This is a genomic window from Pseudomonas sp. Pmew2 (assembly GCF_058129885.1).
In genome coordinates, this window is the sequence record NZ_CM176702.1 from 360,875 (window position 1) to 384,311 (window position 23,437).

The following is a 23,437-nucleotide window of genomic DNA, read 5'->3' on the forward strand; positions in this document are numbered from 1 at the left end:
CAATAAGCAGGCTACCTCTTACAGCCTCAGGAGACGTCATGAGCTACCAGCACAAATATGTCGATGGCACCAACATTCACTTCCCGCTGGGTAAAGTGGTCTGCATCGGGCGTAACTACGCCGAACACGCCAAGGAACTGGGCAACGCGGTGCCTACCGAGCCACTGCTGTTCATGAAACCCGGCAGCGCGGTGGTTGCGCTGGAGGGTGGCTTCACTATCCCGGCAGACCGCGGCTCGGTGCATTACGAAGCAGAGATCGTGGTGTTGATCGGCAAGCCCCTGAGCAAGAACCCTTCGCGCGAAGAAGTGCTGGACGCGATCAGCGGCTTTGCGCCCGGCCTGGACCTGACCCTGCGTGACGTGCAGTCGCGTCTGCGTGAGAAAGGCCTTCCATGGGAGCTGGCCAAGTGTTTCGACGGCGCTGCGGTGATTCCGCCGTTCGTGCCCGCCGAGACCTTCCCAGATCTGGAGGACATCGGTATCCGCCTGACCCTCAATGGCAAGGTGGTTCAAGACGGCAACAGCAACATGATGCTCAACCCGATCGTGCCGATGATCCAGCACATGGCAGCCAACTTCTCGCTGCAGGCCGGTGACCTGATCATGACCGGCACGCCTGCCGGTGTCGGGCCGTTCGAAGCCGGCGACCAGATCGCGCTGGAACTGGTCGGGCAGACGCCGTTCGAGAGCGTCGTCAGGTAACCCGACAGCATCTTCAGGCTGCACCCAAAGCCACGCGGGATCACTCCCGGGTGGCTTTTGTTTGTGGAGTGACTGATAGTTCAGCCGATTTTGCGTTTTTTTCACACCTGTTCTGGATAATCCGGCCGTCCCTGCAAGGGCACCACGTCGTCATGAAGTCTCATTTGCTCAGGAACACATGAATGGCCAGTACTGCCGCAACGCCGCCTCGCAACAAAAAACGCTTCGCTTACTTACGCAACATGCGCTGGTACTCGTGGTTGTTAGTGGTTGTCTTGCTGGGCTATGGGCTGGCCTTCATCATGCATTGGGATGATCGCGCGCTGCTCTGGTTTCAGGAGCGGTTCGAGAGCAAGGCAGGTCGTCACGCCAGTATCTGGCTGCCGGACTACCATGTGGATATCGACGCAAAGGTGCTGCCGGGCATGGAAAAGGACGAGGCGTCGGACCTGTCCTATAACCCGGTGACCAAAACGCTGTTTGCGGTCATGGGCAAAAATGCGTTTCTGGTGGAGCTGACGCTCACGGGCGATGTAATGCGCAAGATCCCGCTGGTGGGCTGGAGCAATCCGGAAGGTGTTGCCGTCATGAACGATGGCCTGATTGCGATCACTGATGAGCGCCAACACAAGTTGACCATCGTTAAAGTGAACGCCGACACCACCACCCTGAACATCGCGGATTTCCCCCAGTACGAACTGGGCAAGTCTGCCAACCAGAACAAGGGCTTCGAAGGTATCGCCTGGGACCCGCAGCGTCAGCAGCTGATACTGGGCGAGGAGCGACCTCCCGCGCTGTACACCTGGAAAAGTGATGGCAGTGACGTGCTGAAAGGCGACAAGCAACCGCTGTCGAGTCGCTCGCTGGACATGCGCAATCTGTCGTCATTGAGCATCGACCCGCGCACCGGCCACATGCTCGCGCTGTCTGCCGATTCGCACTTGTTGCTGGAAGTCGACGAGCAAGGCGAGCAGGTAAGCTTCATGACCCTGCTGGGCGGCATGAACGGTTTGAAGGACACAATTCCGCGCGCAGAAGGCGTGGCCCTTGATGAGGCCGGTACGCTGTACATGGTCAGCGAACCGAACCTGTTCTATTCGTTTCACCGGGTGCTTCACAAGCACTGAGCCAGGACGGCAACTACACAGGTCGCCGATACACAATCGGCAAAAATATAGCACCATGCCATTAAGCTTGCTTTCAGGATGGCATGGTATCAATCCCGTCCGCTCAATCTGTTCGAGTCACCCTTCATGCGTCGCTCTACTCGCTCTTTAGTCCTGCTTCTGGCCCTTGTACCCCTGATCGTTGTGTTCGTGATCGCCAATCAGCGATACCGCTATGTTGAAAGTGCCCTGTTCGACTGGCAGGTGTTCTGGCAGTCCGACTCGCTTCAGTCCATTGGCCTGGATCAGTACCGCGTCGTCACCGAAGCACAGGTGATCGACGGGCTGCAGGATGATGTCTCGGGCCTGAGCTACGACCCGGACCGCAAGAGCCTGTTTACGGTGACCAACCAGACCCCCGAACTGGTCGAGCTGAGCCTGGACGGTCGTGTGCTGCGGCGCATTCCGCTGGTCGGGCTCGGTGATGCCGAGGCTGTCGAATACATCAGCCCGGGCACTTATGTGATCAGCGATGAGCGCCGGCTCCGGCTGATTCAGATTCACGTCGATGACAACACCAAAAGTCTGGACGCCGCCCAGGCAGAACAATTGACGCTGGGCATCACCGCCAGTGGCAACAAGGGCTATGAAGGGCTGGCCTATGATTCGGTCGGCAAGCGCCTGTTTGTCGCCCGCGAGCGTGATCCGGTGCAGATCATCGAAGTGCGCGGCTTTCCCAGAACCAACTCCGAGGCTCCCGGCAATCTGCAGGTCATCTCCAACAGCAAGCGCGATGGCCGACTGTCGGTTCGTGACCTTTCCAGCCTGCAATTCGATGAAACCAGCGGCCATTTGCTGGCCTTGTCCGATGAGTCGAAGCGCATTCTTGAACTCGACACCAGCGGTCATCCGATTGGCAGCGGCTCGCTGGCAAAAGGGGCGATGGGGCTGAGCAAGGACGTGCCGCAGGCTGAAGGGATGGCTATGGACGCAGAAGGGACGCTGTATCTGGTGAGCGAGCCGAACCTGTTTTACGTGTTCCGCAAGCCTTGAGCCTGTGAGGGTCATGCCCACCTTGCGTGGGCACGACCGGTTTTATCAGCGCGTCAGGGTTTTCACGCCTTCGGTGGTGCCCAGCAGCAACAGGTCGGCCGGACGGGCGGCGAACAGGCCATTGGTGACCACGCCGACGATGGCGTTGATCTGTGCTTCCAGCTCCACCGGATTGGTGATGCTCATGTTGTGCACATCAATGATGATATTGCCGTTGTCGGTTAGAACACCTTCGCGATAAACCGGGTCGCCGCCCAGTTTCACCAGTTGTCGCGCAACATGGCTGCGGGCCATCGGAATGACTTCGACCGGCAGCGGGAACGCGCCCAGCACCGGCACCAGCTTGCTGCCGTCGGCGATGCAGATGAAGGTCTTGGCCACGGCCGCTACGATTTTCTCGCGAGTCAGTGCCGCGCCGCCGCCCTTGATCAGGTTCAGGTGCTCGTCGCTTTCGTCGGCTCCGTCGACATAGAACTCCAGATCGCTGACCGTGTTCAGCTCATACACCGGAATGCCATGGCCCTTGAGGCGCGCGGCGGTAGCTTCCGAGCTGGCGACTGCGCCATCGAATGCCGCCTTGTGTTTAGCCAGCGCATCAATAAAGCAATTGGCCGTGGAGCCGGTGCCGACGCCCACAATGCTTTTGTCATCGAGCTTCGGAAGGATGAAGTCGACAGCTGCCTGGGCGACTGCCTGTTTGAGTTGATCCTGGGTCATGCGGGCTCCACGGTGCCTGATGTAGGTAAAAAGAGGGGGTATGTAAAAAAGGCCCGCATTATAGCGGCGACTGCGCCGCAAAGCCCTGTCATTCGTATGGTCGTCTTTCGGTGCGCAGAGTAGACTTCCCGACCTTGCCCGCTTCGTCAGTGATGCCACCCCGATGCTTGAACAGTACGTCAAGAAAATCCTCACCTCCCGCGTGTACGACGTGGCGGTCGAAACCCCGCTGCACGGCGCTCGCCAGCTGTCCGAGCGGCTGGGCAATCAGGTGCTGCTAAAACGAGAAGACCTGCAGCCGGTGTTCTCCTTCAAGATTCGCGGCGCGTACAACAAGCTGGCGCAATTGACCGCAGAAGAGGCCGCACGCGGCGTGGTCACGGCCTCGGCGGGTAACCACGCGCAAGGTCTGGCACTGGCAGGGCGTGAACTGGGCATTCTGGCGACTATCGTCATGCCGCGCACCACCCCGGAAATCAAGGTCGAAGGCGTGCGCTCACGGGGCGCCACGGTGGTGCTGCACGGCGACTCCTTCCCCGAGGCGCTGGCCTATTCGCTGAAACTGGTCGACGAACAGGGTTTCGTCTACATCCACCCGTATGACGACCCCGATACGATTGCCGGGCAAGGCACCGTGGCGATGGAGATTCTTCGTCAGCAGCCGGGGCAGCTGGATGCGATCTTTGTTCCGGTCGGGGGCGGCGGTCTGATCGCCGGTATCGCAGCGTATGTGAAATACCTGCGCCCGGAGATCAAGGTGATCGGCGTCGAGCCGGACGACTCCAACTGCCTGCAAGCGGCGATGGCCGCCGGGGAGCGCGTGGTGCTGAGCCAGGTCGGGCTGTTTGCCGATGGCGTGGCGGTCGCGCAGGTCGGCCATCACACCTTCGAAGTGTGCCGCCATTATGTCGATGAAGTGATCACCGTCAGCACCGACGAGATCTGCGCGGCGATCAAGGACATCTACGACGACACCCGCTCGATCACCGAGCCTGCGGGCGCGCTGGGTGTTGCCGGGATCAAGAAATATGTCGAGCAGCGCGGCATCAGCGGTCAGACACTGGTGGCCATCGACTCCGGAGCCAACGTCAACTTCGACCGTTTGCGTCACGTGGCCGAACGTGCAGAGCTGGGCGAAGGCCGCGAGGCGATCATTGCCGTGACGATTCCTGAACAACCGGGCAGCTTCAAGGCGTTCTGCGAGGCCATCGGCAAGCGGCAGATCACCGAATTCAACTACCGCTATCACACTGATCGCGAGGCGCACATCTTCGTCGGCGTGCAGACCCATCCCGAGAACGACCCACGCAGCGCCCTGATCGCCAGCCTGACCGGCCAGGGCTTCCCGGTGCTGGACCTGACCGACAACGAACTGGCCAAACTGCACATCCGCCACATGGTCGGCGGGCATGCCGAGCGGGTCAATGATGAAGTGGTGCTGCGCTTCGAGTTCCCGGAGCGACCGGGCGCGCTGTTCAACTTCCTCAACCGCCTGGGCGGCCGCTGGACCATCTCCATGTTCCACTACCGCAACCACGGCGCTGCTGACGGCCGGGTGGTTGCCGGGCTGGTGGTGCCGGAGGAAGAGCGGCATCTGGTGGGCGCAGCGCTGGACGAGATTGGTTACCCGTATTGGGACGAGAGCGAGAACCCGGCGTACAGGCTGTTTTTGGGCTGAGGCCTTAGATACTCCCGTTCCTCACGCTCCGCGTCACAAGAGGACGCAGAGCGTCCCGAACGGCATGCGACGCAGAGCGTCGCACGATAGCGGTAACGTTATCCCCCTCGTTCCTCACGCTCCAGCGTGGGAATGCAGTTCACGACGCTCTGCGTCGCAAGAGGACGCGGAGCGTCCAGACCGGCTTGCCCACGTGGAGCACGGGCGCGATAGCGCTTAAGGCACGGCTCTTGTGTCCACACTGCTAAACTCACCCAAGCCCGATTCCAGAGGAACACCGCGTCATGGAACCCATCACCACCCTTAATACCCTGCACATCGTCGCCATTGCGCTGTTGCTGATCAGCGCGCTGGTGTTGGCCAGCGGGGTGGTCAAGGTGCGTCTTGAAGGCGACACGACCGTGCAGAATCGTCTGCTCAAGCGGCCGTTGCTGTTTTTCTGGGTGTTGATGGCCTTGTGTCTGGCGACGCTGCCGTTCAGTGGCTGGTGGCTGGTGCATTTGAAAGGCCTGTCACTGGGCCAGACCTGGGTGCTGGGCAGCAGTGTGCTTTACACCCTGGGGCTGTGCAGTTGGGTCTGGCTGGTGGCCAGGCTCAACCGGTTGCGTCTTGGTGCCAAAGGTGGCAAGCGCGGCTTCACCTTCGCGCTGACGGTGATCAGCGTCGTGTGCTTTGTGGCGATGGCCGGTCTGATGGGCTTCAAACCGGCCTGAGCAGTGCCGACGTTCAGTTACGCAGGGTGATAACCGGCCAGCCGCGTCGCTCGGCTTCGGCACGCAATTTATCGTCCGGATCGACCGCAACCGGGTTGGCCACTTGCTCCAGCAGCGGCAGGTCGTTCATCGAGTCGCTGTAGAAATAGCTGTCCTCAAGGCTGAACGCGTTGTCTTCAAGCCACTGATTGAGGCGTGTCACCTTGCCCTCACGGAAGCACGGAACGCCCGTAGTACGGCCTGTGTAACGACCATCAACCATCTCGCATTCGGTTGCCAGCAGTGTATTGATGCCCAGCCGCGCCACAATCGGTGCGGTCACAAAGCGATTGGTAGCGGTAATGACCACCAGCTTGTCGCCTGCGTCGCGGTGTTTGGCGATCAATTCCAGCGCCTTGGGCAGCATGATCGGCTCGATGCAGTCGCGCATGAAGTCGCGGTGCCATTCCTCCAGTTGCGCCATATCAGTGTTGCCCAGAATCTCCAGGGTAAAATTCAGGTAGTCGGTCATGTTCAGCGTACCGGCCAGGTAATCCTGATAGAACTCATCGTTGCGGGTCTTGTAGGTTGCGGCATCGAGGATTCCGCGTCGGCACAGATAATCGCCCCAGGCATGGTCGCTGTCGCCGCCCAGAAGCGTGTTGTCGAGGTCGAATAAAGCCAGACGCATAGGGTTACTCGCTGAAATAGTTGAAAAAAGAGTCCCAGAATACGAGGTTTTCACAAGTCTTCACATAAGGTGATAAGCCTCGTTGCTGGTTTGATCGCCTTTGTGGAACAATGCGGCGACATGCGTTTGCGAGGTTGTTGCCGTGATCGACCCCGATGGTTTCCGTCCTAATGTCGGGATTATTCTGACAAACGATGCTGGTCAGGTCCTATGGGCTCGGCGTATTAACCAGGATGCCTGGCAGTTTCCTCAGGGTGGAATCAACCCGCAGGAGACGCCGGAAGACGCGCTTTATCGTGAATTGAATGAAGAAGTCGGGCTGGAACGACATGATGTGCAAATACTTGCCTGCACTCGGGGCTGGTTGCGCTATCGTCTGCCGCAACGCCTGGTCCGTACGCACAGCCAGCCGCTGTGTATCGGCCAGAAGCAAAAATGGTTTCTCCTGCGCCTGATCTCCAACGAGCAGCGGGTGCGGATGGATTTGACCGGTAAACCGGAGTTCGATGGCTGGCGCTGGGTCAGTTATTGGTACCCGTTAGGCCAGGTGGTGACATTCAAGCGCGAGGTGTATCGACGCGCACTCAAAGAGCTTGCCCCGCGCCTGTTATCGCGCGACTGACACGGAGTTCGACCCCGAGCCATGCTCAATACGCTGCGCAAGATCGTCCAGGAAGTTAACTCCGCCAAGGATCTCAAGGCGGCGTTGGGCATTATTGTGTTACGCGTCAAGGAGGCCATGGGCAGCCAGGTCTGCTCGGTCTATCTGCTCGATGCCGAGGTCAACCGCTTTGTGCTGATGGCCTCCGAAGGCCTCAACAAGCGCTCCATCGGCAAAGTCAGCATGGCGCCGAATGAAGGCCTTGTCGGTCTGGTTGGCATGCGTGAAGAACCGCTGAACCTCGAAAACGCCGCAGATCACCCTCGTTATCGCTATTTTGCCGAGACCGGTGAAGAGCGTTACGCCTCGTTCCTGGGCGCGCCGATCATCCACCACCGTCGCGTGGTGGGGGTGTTGGTGATCCAGCAAAAGGAGCGTCGTCAGTTCGACGAGGGCGAAGAAGCCTTCCTTGTGACCATGAGCGCGCAACTGGCGGGCGTTATTGCCCATGCCGAAGCCACCGGCTCGATCCGCGGTCTGGGTCGCCAGGGCAAGGGCATTCAGGAAGCCAAGTTCGTCGGTGTGGCCGGTTCGCCGGGCGCTGCTGTAGGTGTGGCAGTGGTCATGCTGCCGCCTGCCGATCTGGAGGTGGTGCCGGACAAGACCGTCACTGACATCGCCGCCGAGCTGGCGTTGTTCCAGAACGCGCTGGAAGGCGTGCGCAATGACATGCGCACCCTGTCAGCCAAGCTCGCCACCCAGCTGCGCCCCGAAGAGCGCGCGCTGTTCGATGTTTACCTGATGATGCTCGATGACGCCTCGCTGGGCAGCGAAGTGACCGATGTCATCAAGACCGGCCAGTGGGCGCAGGGTGCCTTGCGCTCGGTGGTCAGCGAGCACGTCAAACGTTTCGAACTGATGGACGATGCCTACTTGCGGGAGCGAGCCTCGGACGTCAAGGACCTGGGCCGTCGCCTGCTGGCCTACCTGCAGGAAGCGCGGCAGCAGGCGCTGGTCTACCCCGACAACACGATTCTGGTCAGTGAAGAATTGACCCCGGCCATGCTGGGCGAGGTGCCGGAAGGCAAGCTGGTGGGTCTTGTATCGGTTCAGGGGTCCGGCAACTCCCACGTTGCGATTTTGGCGCGGGCCATGGGCATTCCCACGGTCATGGGGCTGGTGGACTTCCCTTACTCCAAGGTCGACGGCATCGATCTGGTGGTCGACGGTTATCACGGCGAAGTCTTCACCAACCCCAGCGAAATCATGCGCAAGCAGTTCGGCAAGGTGGTCGAGGAGGAGCGCCAGCTTTCCCAAGGCCTGGATGCCCTGCGTGAACTGCCCTGTGTGACCCTTGACGGCCATCGCATGCCGCTGTGGGTCAATACCGGCCTGCTGGCTGATGTCGCTCGCGCTCAGCAGCGCGGTGCCGAAGGGGTGGGGCTGTACCGTACCGAAGTGCCATTCATGATCAACCAGCGTTTCCCGAGTGAAAAGGAACAGCTGGCGATTTATCGTGAGCAACTGGCCGCCTTCCATCCGCTGCCGGTGACCATGCGCAGCCTGGATATCGGCGGCGACAAGTCGCTGTCCTACTTCCCGATCAAGGAAGACAACCCGTTTCTGGGCTGGCGCGGTATTCGCGTCACTCTCGATCACCCGGAAATCTTCCTAGTCCAGACCCGCGCCATGCTCAAGGCCAGCGAGGGCCTGAATAACCTGCGCATTCTATTGCCGATGATCTCCAGCACCCACGAAGTGGAAGAAGCGCTGCACCTGATCCACCGGGCGTGGGGTGAGGTGCGCGACGAAGGCACCGACGTGCCGATGCCGCCTGTGGGCGTGATGATCGAAGTGCCTGCGGCGGTCTACCAGACCCGCGATCTGGCGCGTCAGGTCGACTTCCTCTCGGTAGGCTCCAACGACCTGACCCAATACCTGCTGGCGGTCGACCGCAACAACCCGCGTGTGGCCGATCTTTATGATTACCTGCACCCGGCCGTGCTCCAGGCCCTGCAAAGCGTGGTGCGTGATGCACATGCCGAGGGCAAGCCGGTCAGCATCTGCGGCGAGATGGCCGGCGACCCGGCTGCGGCTGTGCTGCTGATGGCGATGGGTTTTGACAGCTTGTCGATGAACGCCACCAACCTGCCGAAAGTGAAGTGGATGCTGCGTCAGATCAACCTCAGCAAAGCCAAGGAGCTGCTTGCGCAGTTGATGACCAACGACAACCCGCAAGTCATCAGCAGCTCCCTGCAACTGGCGCTGAAAAACCTCGGCCTGTCGCGGATGATCAACCCGAGCTCGGTCAAAGGGCACTAAGCGCCACGATAGTTACAGAACTATCGTTCCTCACGCTCCAGCTTAGGAATGCCTTGCGTGACGCTCCGCGTCACAAATCTGTGCCGCTCCGCCTGTTCAAGATCGGACGCAGAGCGTCCAGAACTGCATGCGACGCAGAGCGCCGCACGATAGTGAGGTGATCGTTCCTCACGCTCCAGCGTAGGAATGCCGTGGGTGACGCTCCGCGTCACAAATCTGCGCCGCGCCGCCCGCTCAAGATCGGACGCAGAGCGTCCAGAACTGCATGCGACGCAGAGCGCCGCACGATAGTCGAGATTATCGTTCCTCATGCTCCAGCGTAGGAATGCCGTGGGTGACGCTCCGCGTCACAAATCTGCGCCGCGCCGCCCGCTCAAGATCGGACGCAGAGCGTCCAGAACTGCATGCGACGCAGAGCGCCGCACGATAGTGAGGTGATCGTTCCTCACGCTCCAGCGTGGGAATGCCGTGGGTGACGCTCCGCGTCACAAATCTGCGCCGCGCCGCCCGCTCAAGATCGGACGCAGAGCGTCCAGAACTGCATGCGACGCAGAGCGCCGCACGATAGTGAGGTGATCGTTCCTCACGCTCCAGCGTGGGAATGCCGTGGGTGACGCTCCGCGTCATAAATCTGTGCCGCGCCGCCTGTTAAGATCGGACGCAGAGCGTCCAGAACTGCATGCGACGCAGAGCGCCGCACGATAGTGAGGTGATCGTTCCTCACGCTCCAGCGTAGGAATGCCTTGCGTGACGCTCCGCGTCACAAATCTGCACCGCACCGCAGACTCAAGATCGGACGCAGAGCGTCCAGAAAGGCGCTACCACGCGGAGCGTGGGAGCGATAACCCCCGCTTCGTCACCACCAGACACATCAGGCGCATCTTTTTTCACTTCGTTCAGGCGGCTTCCATCGGTCGCCGCTAGAGCATCCTGCCGGGCTCCGGTAACATGCGCGCCTGATTCAATCGCTCGCAAGGGCGTTCCAATTGAGGAGTCGCAATGCTGCCTTACCCGCAGATTGACCCGGTAGCCGTCGCTATCGGCCCGCTGCAAATTCACTGGTACGGGTTGATGTACCTGGTCGGCATCGGTGGCGCCTGGCTGCTCGCGTCGCGTCGTCTCAACAAATTCGACCCGACCTGGACCAAGGAAAAACTCTCCGACCTGATTTTCTGGCTGGCCATGGGCGTGATCGTCGGCGGGCGGCTGGGCTATGTGCTGTTCTACGACCTGTCTGCCTACATCGCCAATCCTCTACTGATATTCGAGGTCTGGAAGGGCGGCATGGCGTTCCATGGCGGCTTTGTCGGTGTGATGATTGCGGCCTGGTGGTTTGGCAAACGCAACGGCAAGAGCTTCTTCCAGCTGATGGACTTCGTCGCCCCGCTGGTGCCGATCGGCCTGGGGGCCGGGCGTATCGGTAACTTCATCAATGCCGAGCTGTGGGGCAAGCCGACCGACGTGCCGTGGGCGATGGTTTTCCCGCCGTTCAGCGACCCTGCGCAACTGGCGCGTCATCCTTCGCAGCTCTATCAGTTCGCATTGGAAGGCGTTGCACTGTTCATCATCCTCAATCTTTACGCTCGCAAGCCGCGCCCGACCATGGCCGTTTCCGGCATGTTCGCGCTGTTCTACGGCATCTTCCGCTTTGTGGTCGAGTTCGTCCGCGTCCCTGACGCCCAGTTGGGCTATCTGGCGTGGGGATGGGTGACCATGGGTCAGATCCTCAGTCTGCCGATGGTCATTGCCGGCCTGTTCCTGATCTGGCTGGCCTACAAGCGCGACCCGGCTGCCAGCAAGGCAGCGGCTTAATACCGAAACGCCGGGTGTCAGCACCCGGCGCGTTCAACAAGGCAGGTGATTTATGAAGCAATATCTGGAACTGGTCGCACATGTGATCAAGCACGGGACCTTGCAAGCCAACCGTACCGGCGTGAACACCATCAGCTTTCCGGGTGCGATGCTGCGTTATGACTTGCAGGAAGGTTTTCCGGCGATCACCACGCGGCGCATGGCCTTCAAATCGGCCATCGGCGAGATGGTCGGCTTCCTGCGTGGCGTGAACAATGCTGCCGAATTCCGCGAGCTGGGCTGCAAGGTCTGGGACCAGAACGCCAACGAAAACGCCCAGTGGCTGAACAACCCGTTCCGCAAGGGCGAGGATGACTTGGGCGAAATCTATGGCGTGCAGTGGCGCAAGTGGCCTGCCTACAAGCGTATCGATGCCGGCAATGTCGCAGCCATCGAACTGGCGCTTGGTCAGGGTTATCGCCAGATTGCCGAATCGGAAGAGGACGGCCAGTCGTTCGTAGTGCTGTACAAGGCCATCGACCAGATTCGCCAATGCGTCGACACCATCATCAATGACCCAGGCAGCCGCCGGATCCTGTTCCACGGCTGGAACTGCGCACAGCTCGATGAAATGGCCCTGCCGCCGTGCCACCTGCTGTACCAGCTGCACCCGAACCCGCAGACCCGCGAAATCTCGTTGACGCTGTACATCCGTTCCAACGACCTGGGCCTCGGCACGCCGTTCAACCTGACCGAAGGCGCTGCACTGCTGAGCTTGATCGGTCGCCTGACTGGCTACACGCCGCGCTGGTTTACCTATTTCATAGGGGACGCCCATGTGTACGAAAACCACCTGGACATGCTTAACGAACAGATGACCCGCGAGCCGTACCCGATGCCGAAACTGGTGATCTCCGACCGCGTGCCCGAGTTTGCCAAGACCGGTGTGTATCAGCCTGAGTGGCTGGAGCTGATCGAGCCTTCCGACTTCACACTGGAGGGCTACCAGCACCATCCGGCAATGACGGCGCCGATGGCGGTTTGAGCCCGTAAGAGAACGAATCTAGCGCTGTGCTATAGTTTCAGCGCACACCCCTGACCTTGTTCAATGGAATCGACTATGTTTTTCAATCGGATTGGACATCGTAGTGATACGAAGAAGGCTGAAGACGCAGCACTCATGCAGGCAATCAAGAGCATCGACACTCTTGTGGTAAGGGGGGGGCGCATGTCCATGGACGCCAAAGAAATCGAAGCCTTGGTTCGCTCTTCACGCGATAAGGCTAAAAAACTGGTCACTCCTCAAGCCCAATCCTGATAAATGGCTTTTTTACTTCTGCTGCCACTACTTGTCAGCGGCTTTTTGGTGTGCCTGAAGGATCCCACCGTTTACTGCAGGCTGCATCGCTATGAAGGCCAGATGCTTTACTTGCAGGTGGGGCGATACGGTATTTACTGCTTTGTAGCGGCCATGTGTGTCACTGCAGTCCTTGCAGGCCTGTTCTCGCATGACTGGGGTGTGCTGTGCCCCAAATGGCTGCAAGCGGCAAACGCGGCCTCGCCAGTCTGTTTTGCCGTGAACACCGACTTCATGGGTGCCTTAGGGAATCTCCGAACAAGTCCCGGTTATGCGAAAATCGCCTGACCACCTGATCCGAGCCTCCCATGAGCCAGATGAGCTTTTCCGATTTCGAATATGCCAGCAAGCGCAAGCAGACACGCCGCGAACGCTTCCTCGCCGAGATGGATCAGGTCGTCCCCTGGACAGGTCTGCTGGGCCTGATCGAACCGTTCTACCCCAAGGCCGGCGGTGGCAGAAAACCTTATCCGCTGGAAACCATGCTGCGCATTCACCTGCTGCAGAACTGGTTCTCCCTGAGTGATCCGGCCATGGAAGAAGCGCTCTACGAAATCACCCCCATGCGCCAGTTTGCACGCCTGACGTTGAGTGCGCCGATACCGGAAGACACCACGATCATGAACTTCCGGCACCTGCTGGAGAAACATCAACTGGCTCCTGCAATCCTCGCGGTCATCAACGGTTATTTGCAGGAAAAAGGCCTGTCGCTGCGCCAGGGCACCATCGTCGATGCCACCATTATTCATGCCCCAAGCTCGACCAAGAACAAAGACGGCGAGCGTGATCCCGAGATGCATCAGACAAAGAAGGGTAACCAGTATTTCTTCGGTATGAAGGCCCACATCGGCGCTGACGTTGAGTCTGGACTGGTTCATCACGTCCATGGCACTGCGGCCAATGTGGCCGATGTCACTCAAGTCGCCGAACTGCTCCACGGGGAAGAAAACGCGGTCTATGCGGACGCTGGCTACACCGGTGTCGAGAAGCGTGAAGAGCACGAAAATCGTAACGTGATCTGGCAAATCGCGGCGCGGCGCAGCACGTATTCCAAGCTGAACAAACGCAGCCTGTTGTACAAAGCCAAGCGCAAGATCGAGTACTGCAAAGCGCAGACACGCGCCAAGGTCGAGCATCCGTTTCGGGTCATCAAGCGCCAGTTTGGTTACGTGAAAGTACGCTTTCGTGGGCTGATGAAAAACACGGCCCAACTGACCACGCTGTTCGCCCTGTCGAACCTGTGGATGGCTCGAAAGCGACTAATGGGTTTGGGTGAGTTGCGCGCTTAACACGGAAAACCGAGCGAAAAACGCGCTCGACTCACACTGCATCAGACCGTTTTCAGAAAAATAGCGCTATGTGCCTGGCAAATTACGGCTTGCCACCGCTGCGCGGCAAGTTGATCGGAGCATCCCTAGCGCCGCTGGTCGAAAGAGAGCGCATTAATTTTCTGCAGTTAACTCCTTCATTCTTTGATTTGTTGATATATAGCACTGACGGGGAGGGGTTCAGAGGTGTCAGCACGTTCGTGCTCACCGGCGAAACATTATTTGGTCGCCATCGTGTAACAAAGCTGTTTCCGCAGGCCCGGTTCTTCACAGTCTATGGAGCCTGTGAGCTACATAATGTATTATCGGCCGATATTACTGAGCAGCTACATCGTGACATGTTCATCTCTGTAGGCGAACGTTGGGATGTAGTTACGAAGTTGGGGCGCTTCTCACTGGGTAATGACTATTTTCATTTGGCGGTGCAGAGCAAGACTTTGATGAGTGGATATAGCCAGGAAGGTGCTTTCTTCGAGTGCCCCTCTATTTATCATAATCTTGATATCTTTCAATTCCGTGATGGAGAGTATTTTTATTGTGGCCGAGTCGATAGTTCTTTAGGGCTTGAAATTTCTATTTGGATTCATGTATTTAAGTGTCGAGCGAATTTTATCGCGGATCGCTACTTGTCTGTCGTTGCGATCACCGTATGTTTTTTGAAGGGTCAACCAGTCTTCATCGTATCTTCCCGTGAAGAGGCTGATGTGGTGGAGCGATCGCTGGCAGAGATCCTAGAAGGCTCCAGTTTCAAGCCGACCGAGGCTCGAGTGGAGGTTGTGAAGGTCGTACCGAAGACGATCCACGGCAAAGTCGATGGCAAGCGGATGCTTTCACAGCTGAACTAATGTAATATGGATAAGATGATGGACTTTGAAAAATTTAAAGCCTTGCTGTTCGATGTGTGTGGCGAACATCATCAAGTGATGCTGACGTCCGACCTATTCAAATCGGGCGCTATCGATTCAGTCGTGTTGGTTGAGTTGCTGGCTGTCGCGCGCAGGCAGCCAGAGCTCGAGTTGAATGTTGCACGATTGGGTCAAATCGAAATTAGAACGCCCGCGGATTTCATGTATGTCTTTGAGAAATATTAATAAGTTCACGCCAGGCCTCTGCTTTGGATTGTGCATAGCGTTCTATCAGTTAGTTTTGACAGTCTTACTTCCTGTCTTGTTGTGGCAAGCGCGTAGGACTCGGGCTGGTGAGTGTGAGCCTGAGCGTGAGCGTCTGAAGCAACGACTGCTGGGGAAGGGGCTATTCAAATGGCAAAACCGTCGTGTTGATCAGCAGGGCGCGGTTTTGATTCACGCGGTGTCCTTGGGTGAAGCCAAAGTAGCGTGGGAGTTGGCGAAGCGACTGGACCGCAGTCGCTACCGCGTTTTTATCACTGTAACCACCCTGTCAGGATACCAGTATCTGGCGAGCATGTTTGGCAATACGAAAGACGTCAGATATATGCCTCTTGATTGGCTTCCCTTCATGTTAGGTTTGCTGCGTGCGCTAAAGGTTCGTAAGATCTATGTCATCGAGCATGATATTTGGCCAGGGCTTTTGTTGTGCGCGCGAATATTGAAAATTCCAGCTCTGCTGATAAATGGGCATTTTTCCAAGTCCTCAATGAGCGCGTATAAAAAAACATCCTACCTATCTGCTGTCATGCTCAACATGTTTACTGAAATTCACTTACAGCATAAGCACGAGCTAAACGAATTATCGAACATTGGCGTCAGGCCCGAAAAAATGAGCGTTACGGGTAGCTTGAAGTTGCTGACTTCCAGCGACACTGTTCAATCGCATGCCGCGGACAGGTTTCAGCTATGTTTTGGTAGCTGTCATGACGTGGAGTTTACTTATCTGGCCACGCTGGCAGCCGAGATTCGTCGCTCGCGCCCTGCCTGTAGAATTCTTTTCGTTCCTCGCCATCCAGATGATGCACAACTGTTAGTACAAGCCTTGAAAGCCCAAGGCTTGCAGCCACTATTCACGAAAGAATTCGAAGAAGCCATGGCTGTCACCGATGACGTAGTGGTGCTGGCCCAGTTTGGTACTTTGTTAAAGGCATATAACCAGTCATTGGTGGGGGTCGTTTGTGGCAGTTTTGATCCGTCACTGAAAGGGCACAATCTGTTGGAGCCGCTCCAATGCGGTGCGGTGAGTCTGCATGGCCCGTATATAGAAGCGCAGCTTGATATAGCGATTTTCATGAAGACGTACGGAATGGAGGGGCAAGGGTACATCGGTGACAGCTTGCTTGAACGCCTGTACTTCTACTTGGATGCCCCTGCCACCAGGAATGAGGTCGTAGACCGATATCCAAAAGCAATTGCAGCAAGAAAAAAAGAAATGGAACATTATTTTAGCCTGTTGAGGAATAACTGATGGTTAAGGAAGAAATTGTCAGCTGGATTGGCTCTAGCGTTGTTTTCGATAGCTTGGAGCGGCTTGGATGTGTGCCCCAAGTTTTAGATCTTGCGATTCGCCCTTTGGATAAGCGTTCCGTGGTCTTCGGCGAAGTATTTACTCTGCAAGGAATCGCCAATGTCACGCACGAGCAGAAGATCAATTCCCGGGAATTTTTCGAGCAGATCCAGCAAGGGCAAGTTGTTGTTGTCTCTACGGGTGGAGGCAAGGGGATCGGCAACTGGGGCGAACTTATGTCGACCGGGGCAAGGGTCAAGGGCGCTGCCGGAGTGATAGTAAACGGTGGCTGCCGAGATGTTACTGCCGTCAGGAAGATGGATTTCCCTGTGTTCTGCGAATTCGCCTCGCCATTCGAGTCCGGATCCGAGTATTGCATTGGTCATTGGCAAACGGATATCGAGATGCCGGGCCTGCGCGGTACAGTAGTAAAGTGCTCGCCAGGTGATTACATTGTGGCCGATGCCGACGGTATTATCTTGATACCTTCGACTATCAAAGACGAATTAATCGAGACTGCTTACAAGATTCATGTCCGTGAACGCCTTGCCATCGCCGAGATGGAGAAGGGCATGAATATAAATGAAGCCTTCCAGAGAAATGGCGTTGTCTGAACAAGCGCTATTGGATCGCTTGCCCATCGAGCACAGGGAATACGTCGAGCGCTTTCTTGAGTATTCCCGTTCCAGATCCGATGACGCCCATGGCGTGGACATTATTCTGCATCAGATGCGCGAAGGATTACTTTTCTCCGGTGGAATTGCTCCTGCGGGTCGGCATTTTAATAACTCCTGCCTTGTAGGGGTTCTTTCCGCCAAGCGCTGTGCAGAGCATTTGTGCGCATCGCTGGCAGATCTGGAGTTGGATTACGTCGTATGTGACAAATCTGCACATATTGGTGCGATAGGCTTCCATCTGCGAGAAATTGCCCGTAAAGGCCATATCGCGATTGGCTTTCAGTCCACACACCCGGTCATGTCGGTTGGCGATCTTGCAGAGCGGCAGGTGGGTAACAATTTGCTTGCACTGGCTTTACCTGGTGATGATGGCGTAAGTCTTTCTTTTGAAACCTCATTGGGCGTGTGCAGCGTTCGTCAAGCACTCGCTTACGCCACAGCGCAAGCATTTGAGGGCAAGGTGCTGGTTGCGCAAGGGGAGTTTGCAGATAATGCGGTTCAAGCAAACAGCGATGGGGCAATCCTGCCGATGGGAGGGCACAAAGGTGCTGGGCTGGCGATCGCAATTCAGTTTCTGATGGTACTTTTGACCCAACAACCTGTGCAGCGCCGGCCAGCAAACCTGGCGGAACATTGCAACAATCCCTTCGTGTTTATTGGCCTCAGGGCCAGTAAGGAGGCGACAGCTTTTCTTACTCATCAGTTGGCGAGGTTCCGTGAAGAACAGCCTTCTGCTTATGTTCCTGGAACTCGATATGAATAATATTGCGATTGTGATCACTGCTCGGTTGGCTTCTACTCGTATACCGGGCAAAGTTTTCCTGCACGGGAACGATTCTTATCTCTTGATGCGGTTGATGGGGCAAGTCGCCGATGCGTTTGCCCATGATTTCCCCCTCTATATAACCAGTGAATCCGAGTATGTGCTACAACATTTTGCTCATGAGCGCATTACACCGATACTCACGGGAAAAGAGGTGCGCAGCGGCAGTGAAAGGGTTGCACAACTGAGTCGCGACGTTGTTGCAGATAACTATTTGCTTATCCCCTGCGATATTTGGTTGGACTCACTGAGCGTAATGGTTGAGTTTCTCGCCGATTGTCTGCGGCGGCGATGTGAATGTGCCACGTTGGCTAAACCGTTTACTGATCCGTTGGCGTTTTCCGATGCTGCGAATGTAAAGGTGTTGCATGATCTGCAGCATGATGCAATTTTCTTTGCGCGTAATTTGCCCTTTTCTTTGGAATACTATGGACCGTCTGTTGCGCAACAACTGGGTCTCTATTTCTATAGTCGTAACGCTTTGACGTCCTTTTTACAGTCGCGTCCTGTGGCCCTTGAGCGCAATGAGGAGAATGAGTCATTTCGATTTCTGATGAATGGATGGCGCATGTATTGTTCGATTACTGAAAGAAATGTTTTTTCTCTCAATACACATGAAGATGTGCAAAAGCTCTCGCTGGCTACGGGAATGAAAGTAGAACTGCGCCCGAAATAATTAACGAGCCGATCGTGACACACTTGATCCAGGAGGTCTTTTGAAAATCAATACTAAAATAGCTATTGAGTGGCAGGGGTATGCACATGTTATCCGGGCACAATTGGAGTCGGAGTACTCCAACAGCCTGGTGTTGGTCGACGCTGCCTTCGCTGACTGCGAAAATGTTTTGCTTCCGCTGCATCGAAGTGGTGCGCGGGTGGTTTTTGCGCCCAATGGTGAACCGACAACGTTAACAGTTAACGAGTTATGTGCTGAAGTAAGTAAAGGCTTTACTTCGGTGATCGGAATTGGTGGCGGCTCTATCATTGATCTTGCGAAAGCAGTTGCGGTCACTTCGCAAAACGGTAGCCGGGCTGAACTACTGCAGGGCTGGGATATACCCCAGCGACGAGGCTTGCCTTGCATGGTTGTTCCCACGTTGCCTGGAACTGGGGCGGAGGTTAGTCGGACCGCCGTACTGAAAGGGCCTGAACGAAAGTTGGGGATCAACAGCGACTTTTCAATGCCTACGTTTTGTTTCACCGACCCTAGCCTATTTGCGACAGTCAGCCCGATGGATGGCATACCGACCTTGATGGATTGCCTCATCCATTGTGTCGAAGTGGTTCAAGGCCAACACAGCAGCTCGTACTCCCGGGCAGCATCCAAAGCAGTTATCCAGCAATTTGAGGAGATTTTCGCCCAGCCTTACGCGCCCGAGAAACGGGATTTGGCTGAAGCGTATGCCTACTGCTCTTACATGGGCGGTGTCAGCTTGCTGGGTGGCACCGTAGGAGCTTGTCACGCGCTAGCGTATGGATTGAGCCATGCGTTGGAGATTCGGCATTCAGTGGCTGTAATGATTGCCATGGAAGTTCTTGAAGATATTTATGGAAACTACGCTCGCAGGATTCAGGATTATTGCGCGCTTAGTCAGATCGACTATTGGAGCGAAGTGCGTAAGGTAAATCGGTTTACTTCCCAGACTCCAGAATTAGTGAGCGAAGGGTCTATGTTCATGCAAAAACTTTGGATCAATGTTTGCGGAAATGGCGAAGACTGGGAGACGCTGGCTCGCACTTACACAAATAGATTGTGTGTTCTCTTGCAACGTAACCTAGCTGCCTAATCTTAATTTTAACCTTGCCTTGTGCCGCTTGACGTTCGGTTAAATGTTCCGCAGGCGGACAGGGCTTCTTCGAGAATTTGCATGAGCCTGCAATTTATGCAAGAGCGTTTCGAACAAGGCAGTGTACTGCTGCGCAACGGCGAACTATCAGTCGAATTCACAGATAGCACTTTGACGGTCAGAAGTGGTTCAAGTCTGAGGCTATGTTTCGAGCTTCTACAATTCGAATTAAACCCCATATTGTGCTGTCCCCAAATCGATGCCGCCACTGGATTCGAGGTGACGTTAGCGGCGGTCGAGGCGGCGTTCCTGTTATGTCCCCACAGCACCTCAGTGCATTTGAGTAATGTGTCCGAATCGCTGACTGCTGCATTGCTTCATCGGGGCGCGGCGTTGTCCAATGATTGTGGGCTGGTTGTACTGGCAGAGATCTTCTGGCAATTGCCAGGACGCTGGAACAAATCCATACCTTCCGACCGATATCCATTGTATTTTCAGTCTGCAGGAGACCAGGGAACTCCAATGCGCCCACCGCTGGCGAAAGGGCTTCTCTACGCCCGGTACATTCCTTGGATGGGTCGTGAAATCCAGCTACGTGTAGCGGACATCGAGCGCGACCTCCTGACGTTCAATGGTTGGATGAATAACCCCCGCGTCGCAGCCTTTTGGGAAGAGTCGGGCGATCTTGAATACCACCGTCGATTCCTTTCGGAGCGTCTTGCGGATCCCCGAGTCATTCCCGTGATCGCTTTTTACGATGAAATACCATTTGCCTACTTTGAGGTCTACTGGGCAAAGGAAGACCGTATCGCCCCCCACTGCAATGCATCCGACTTCGACCGTGGGTTCCATTTGCTAATCGGCAACGAGGCGTTTCGGGGGCGGTCATCAATCTGCGCATGGTTCCCTAGTCTGGTTCACTTCATGTTCCTCGATGACTGCCGAACCCGGCGCTTGGTCGCTGAGCCTCGTGCAGACAATCAGAGTTTGCTTCGCTGCAGTGATGGGCTTGGTTTTGAGCGCGTTTACGATTTTGATTTTCCTCACAAGCGAGCGACTTTGATAAGTCTTGACAGAGGGGATTTTTTCGCCAGCGGCTTACACTTATCGGGTCGCGCGTCGATTGTCGAGGCAGAGGTGAAAAAACGATGAAGGACAAGGTCAACGACATTGTCCGTTCCTGCAAAGAAATATTTGGCCGATGCGGATTAGTTTCTGGTGACAATATTTTTCTGCACAGCTCGCTTGTAATGGCTGCATTTCAGAGCGAAATCACTGATTCCCGCTTGTTATGCGAAGCAGTGCTACGGGCTTTAAGGGAGACCCTCGGTGACGGGATCATTGCTGTAAGCAGTGCTACGTGGGCAACCTCTTCACAACAACAAGATTTTTGGTTGCACGTGACTCCTTGTTCGAAAGACATCGGCCTATTTCCCGAATACCTTCGCCAGCATTGCGACAGTACGCGCAGTAATCATCCTGTTTGTTCTATTGTTATGAACTCGCCATGTGCTGAGTTCTCCGAGTACGGTTTGGATCGGCATCGTTACGCCTATGGACTAAATTCGCCTTGGGCGGCAATGGTGGAAGCTGGCTTTAAGGTCGTATTCTTTGGTTTGCCGAATATTCAACAGCTTTCCCTGATTCACCATATTGAACAGTGCTGCGGGGTGCCTTACGTTTACAACAAAGTATTTTCTTGCAGAGTGCATGGTAAAAATGGCACTGAGAACGGCGATTTTTGCTTTAGCGTTCCCTATCAGGATCACTCGATACAGGTCTCGGATTTCAACTGCTTGAAGTCCGCAGGAGGTTCAGACACCTGTTGGCGCGAGGAAAAGGGATTCTACGGCAGCATTCAGGTCGCTACGATGCGCGATGTCTTTGATCTGGGGCTTTTACTGTTGCGCAACGACCCCTATGCGTTTCTCAATGAGCCTCCTCGATATCAGGCCGGGAAGGTACCGGTTGACCGCTTCGTCAAGACTGAGGCAGATCGATAAGTCTTTCATTACCTCCAGACAGGATGGGGGGTAATGATATTTCAAATATTCTAAGGTTGAAGAGAATGAAAGGAGTCAACGAACGGCACAACTCCACCGTGTCAAAGTCTCTGAATAGCTACATGGGGCATGCTCCACTGAGTATCCGGGCAGGGAAGGGCGCGCGTGTATGGGACGACAACGGAAAATGCTATCTCGACTGTGGGATGGCCCTGGGTAGTGTAACACTTGGCTATGCGTACGATGACGTAGATGAAGCCGTAATTGAAGCCATACGACAGGGGGTTAATTTTTCTCGACCGTCATGGCTAGAGCGAGAGCTGACAGAAAATCTGTCGGCGCTGTTTCCTTTTCCGATACTTGCCCAGTATTCAAAGTCAGGCAGCATGTTACTGTCTTCACTCGTGCGAGTCTGTCGCTATCTAAGCGGCAAGTCACTTGTAGCCTACCCTAATATAGGAGCGTATCTGGGAAACAATGACTGGTATCTCGCAGGAACGAACCAGGCAGGAGGCATTCCAGAAACGATTCGCGAGCACACCATCGTGTTTTCCACTGCGTCAGTTGAAGCATTGGTTCACCTCTTTGATGCTCATGGGGCACAACTGGCATGCCTTATCATGGAGCCCTATCGGGTGTCCCGTTTGAGTGATGAGTTTTATCGCACCTTGCGCGAACTTTGTAACAGGCATCAAGTCTATCTTGTTTTAGACGAGACCATTTCAGGCTTACGTTTCAACTACCCGCTGTGCCAGTCCCAAATAGGCGTATGGGCAGATTTCACTATTTTAGGCAAGGCGATGGCCAATGGTTATGCCATCGCCGCAGCCGTGGCACCAGAGCACTTGATGCAGGAGGTGTTACATGCCTCGCAGAGTGAAAAGCTTTACGGGTTTTCTAATACTCATTCTGGCGAAACAGTAGGGCTGAGTGCAGCAATAAAGACTTTGCAGGTCTATGAGGACAATGCTGTTTGTCAAACTATCAATGCGGCTGGAGAGCGACTTTTGGGAAGCATGAGCGGCTGTGTGCAAGCCTCAGGGTTGCAAGACGTGTTTCGGCTACAGGGTCAGCCCGCGTATTTTTATATGCACACTTCCGATCGCCAGCAGGACACCCGGCTCAGGGAGCATTTTTATAAAACTTTCCACGACAGTGGCGTGTTGTTCCGGGGTACGGTTGCTTTGAGTCTGGCCCACACTGCCGAACAGCAATTGCAGATTCTGCAAGTGTTCGATCGGGCATGTTCTAGTTATCCGCAAGCCTGATGCTGATCCCGATTTTTCGTGTCGTGTCTGCCTGACCTGATCTGCAGTCTATGGAACCAATGGTTTTTTCAGAGGCGGCAGATCATCCGACAATCAGCGATGTGCTGTTTTCAGATTGCTGACACTGCTTTCAGACCGCTCGCGTGAAAGACCGATATTTTCAGTACGGGCACGGTGATTTCTTCGTTCCGGAAAAAATCATGTAGAAACTTACTGAAAACAGTTTATCTCGCGTGCGAGATTGCCGAACCTGCGTGGGGTATGTTATCGCCAGCCCAGGATTGACCCAATTACCGAAATTTCGCTGACCCAAGCTCCTATCTCGAAATCGTCAGTGGGACTGGATTGTTGCCGATCAGTATTGGGTCAGTGTGGCATCGGCCACAGGGTCAATTCGGCATCAGCGCGAACACGCTGGCTGCAG

Annotated in this window: 23 protein-coding genes and 1 pseudogene; 22 read left to right on the forward strand and 2 right to left on the reverse strand. The window is 55.8% G+C overall.

Annotation, left to right across the window (positions count from 1 at the left end; genetic code table 11):
- Window positions 1–38 precede the first annotated feature (38 nt).
- From AC4ANK_RS01655 to AC4ANK_RS01665, 3 genes are all read left to right on the forward strand, one after another.
- Window positions 39–704 (forward strand): fumarylacetoacetate hydrolase family protein, encoded by a 666-nt coding sequence (locus tag AC4ANK_RS01655; protein ID WP_002555752.1) that lies wholly within the window; start codon window positions 39–41, stop codon window positions 702–704.
- Window positions 705–886: 182 nt separating this feature from the next.
- The gene (locus tag AC4ANK_RS01660; protein WP_002555751.1) at window positions 887–1,831 is read left to right on the forward strand and encodes an SdiA-regulated domain-containing protein; all 945 of its coding nucleotides are present in this window, start codon (window positions 887–889) and stop codon (window positions 1,829–1,831) included.
- A gap of 126 nt (window positions 1,832–1,957) precedes the next feature.
- Window positions 1,958–2,863: an SdiA-regulated domain-containing protein gene (locus AC4ANK_RS01665; RefSeq protein WP_460384030.1), complete on the forward strand. Its 906-nt coding sequence runs from the start codon at window positions 1,958–1,960 to the stop codon at window positions 2,861–2,863.
- A gap of 45 nt (window positions 2,864–2,908) precedes the next feature.
- Here AC4ANK_RS01665 and rpiA read toward each other — a convergent pair whose 3' ends face one another.
- Entirely contained in the window at window positions 2,909–3,580 is a 672-nt protein-coding gene (gene rpiA / locus AC4ANK_RS01670) for a ribose-5-phosphate isomerase RpiA (protein WP_002555749.1), read from the reverse strand.
- A gap of 163 nt (window positions 3,581–3,743) precedes the next feature.
- Between rpiA and ilvA the strand changes: the two genes are divergently transcribed.
- Window positions 3,744–5,258, forward strand: coding sequence for a threonine ammonia-lyase, biosynthetic (gene ilvA / locus AC4ANK_RS01675; protein ID WP_044423796.1), 1,515 nt, complete (start codon window positions 3,744–3,746; stop codon window positions 5,256–5,258).
- A gap of 284 nt (window positions 5,259–5,542) precedes the next feature.
- Window positions 5,543–5,971 carry a DUF2269 family protein gene (locus AC4ANK_RS01680; RefSeq protein WP_002555747.1) on the forward strand — a complete coding sequence of 143 codons (429 nt, stop codon included), beginning with the start codon at window positions 5,543–5,545 and terminating at the stop codon, window positions 5,969–5,971.
- Window positions 5,972–5,984: 13 nt separating this feature from the next.
- Here AC4ANK_RS01680 and AC4ANK_RS01685 read toward each other — a convergent pair whose 3' ends face one another.
- Window positions 5,985–6,641, reverse strand: a complete 657-nt coding sequence (locus AC4ANK_RS01685) for a histidinol-phosphatase (RefSeq protein ID WP_002555746.1) — start codon at window positions 6,639–6,641, stop codon at window positions 5,985–5,987.
- A 142-nt stretch (window positions 6,642–6,783) separates the two neighbouring features.
- Here AC4ANK_RS01685 and AC4ANK_RS01690 point away from each other — a divergent pair, with 142 nt between their 5' ends.
- From AC4ANK_RS01690 to AC4ANK_RS01770, 17 genes and pseudogenes are all read left to right on the forward strand, one after another.
- Complete coding sequence (locus AC4ANK_RS01690) at window positions 6,784–7,263, forward strand: RNA pyrophosphohydrolase (protein WP_002555745.1); 480 nt, start codon at window positions 6,784–6,786, stop codon at window positions 7,261–7,263.
- A 21-nt stretch (window positions 7,264–7,284) separates the two neighbouring features.
- Window positions 7,285–9,564 (forward strand): phosphoenolpyruvate--protein phosphotransferase, encoded by a 2,280-nt coding sequence (ptsP, locus tag AC4ANK_RS01695; protein WP_460384034.1) that lies wholly within the window; start codon window positions 7,285–7,287, stop codon window positions 9,562–9,564.
- A gap of 999 nt (window positions 9,565–10,563) precedes the next feature.
- Window positions 10,564–11,376, forward strand: coding sequence for a prolipoprotein diacylglyceryl transferase (gene lgt / locus AC4ANK_RS01700; RefSeq protein ID WP_002555743.1), 813 nt, complete (start codon window positions 10,564–10,566; stop codon window positions 11,374–11,376).
- Window positions 11,377–11,428: 52 nt separating this feature from the next.
- On the forward strand, window positions 11,429–12,400 hold the full coding sequence (locus AC4ANK_RS01705) for a thymidylate synthase (RefSeq protein ID WP_002555742.1): 972 nt from the start codon (window positions 11,429–11,431) through the stop codon (window positions 12,398–12,400).
- A gap of 75 nt (window positions 12,401–12,475) precedes the next feature.
- Window positions 12,476–12,673, forward strand: coding sequence for a hypothetical protein (locus AC4ANK_RS01710; protein ID WP_031597134.1), 198 nt, complete (start codon window positions 12,476–12,478; stop codon window positions 12,671–12,673).
- A 3-nt stretch (window positions 12,674–12,676) separates the two neighbouring features.
- Window positions 12,677–12,967 (forward strand): annotated as a pseudogene (locus AC4ANK_RS01715) (hypothetical protein); the annotation flags it as partial.
- A 53-nt stretch (window positions 12,968–13,020) separates the two neighbouring features.
- A complete protein-coding gene (locus AC4ANK_RS01720) occupies window positions 13,021–14,001 on the forward strand; it encodes an IS5 family transposase (RefSeq protein ID WP_044424202.1) in 981 nt (326 codons plus the stop codon).
- A 68-nt stretch (window positions 14,002–14,069) separates the two neighbouring features.
- Window positions 14,070–14,885: an acyl-CoA synthetase family protein gene (locus tag AC4ANK_RS01725; protein WP_460414682.1), complete on the forward strand. Its 816-nt coding sequence runs from the start codon at window positions 14,070–14,072 to the stop codon at window positions 14,883–14,885.
- A 6-nt stretch (window positions 14,886–14,891) separates the two neighbouring features.
- Window positions 14,892–15,131: a hypothetical protein gene (locus AC4ANK_RS01730; RefSeq protein WP_460384039.1), complete on the forward strand. Its 240-nt coding sequence runs from the start codon at window positions 14,892–14,894 to the stop codon at window positions 15,129–15,131.
- A complete protein-coding gene (locus tag AC4ANK_RS01735; RefSeq protein WP_460384041.1) occupies window positions 15,112–16,416 on the forward strand; it encodes a 3-deoxy-D-manno-octulosonic acid transferase in 1,305 nt (434 codons plus the stop codon). Before AC4ANK_RS01730 ends, AC4ANK_RS01735 begins: the two co-directional genes overlap by 20 nt.
- Window positions 16,416–17,069 carry an RraA family protein gene (locus AC4ANK_RS01740; protein WP_460384043.1) on the forward strand — a complete coding sequence of 218 codons (654 nt, stop codon included), beginning with the start codon at window positions 16,416–16,418 and terminating at the stop codon, window positions 17,067–17,069. The genes AC4ANK_RS01735 and AC4ANK_RS01740 overlap by 1 nt, the downstream gene beginning before the upstream one ends.
- Window positions 17,038–17,895, forward strand: coding sequence for an Ldh family oxidoreductase (locus AC4ANK_RS01745; RefSeq protein WP_460384045.1), 858 nt, complete (start codon window positions 17,038–17,040; stop codon window positions 17,893–17,895). The genes AC4ANK_RS01740 and AC4ANK_RS01745 overlap by 32 nt, the downstream gene beginning before the upstream one ends.
- Entirely contained in the window at window positions 17,888–18,631 is a 744-nt protein-coding gene (locus AC4ANK_RS01750; protein ID WP_460384047.1) for a cytidylyltransferase domain-containing protein, read from the forward strand. Before AC4ANK_RS01745 ends, AC4ANK_RS01750 begins: the two co-directional genes overlap by 8 nt.
- Before the next feature lie 40 nt (window positions 18,632–18,671).
- On the forward strand, window positions 18,672–19,742 hold the full coding sequence (locus AC4ANK_RS01755; protein ID WP_460384049.1) for an iron-containing alcohol dehydrogenase: 1,071 nt from the start codon (window positions 18,672–18,674) through the stop codon (window positions 19,740–19,742).
- A gap of 81 nt (window positions 19,743–19,823) precedes the next feature.
- Window positions 19,824–20,894, forward strand: coding sequence for a GNAT family N-acetyltransferase (locus tag AC4ANK_RS01760; RefSeq protein WP_460384051.1), 1,071 nt, complete (start codon window positions 19,824–19,826; stop codon window positions 20,892–20,894).
- Window positions 20,891–21,745 carry an AAC(3) family N-acetyltransferase gene (locus AC4ANK_RS01765; RefSeq protein WP_460384053.1) on the forward strand — a complete coding sequence of 285 codons (855 nt, stop codon included), beginning with the start codon at window positions 20,891–20,893 and terminating at the stop codon, window positions 21,743–21,745. The genes AC4ANK_RS01760 and AC4ANK_RS01765 overlap by 4 nt, the downstream gene beginning before the upstream one ends.
- A 65-nt stretch (window positions 21,746–21,810) precedes the next feature.
- A complete protein-coding gene (locus AC4ANK_RS01770; RefSeq protein WP_460384055.1) occupies window positions 21,811–23,013 on the forward strand; it encodes an aminotransferase class III-fold pyridoxal phosphate-dependent enzyme in 1,203 nt (400 codons plus the stop codon).
- Window positions 23,014–23,437 lie beyond the last annotated feature (424 nt).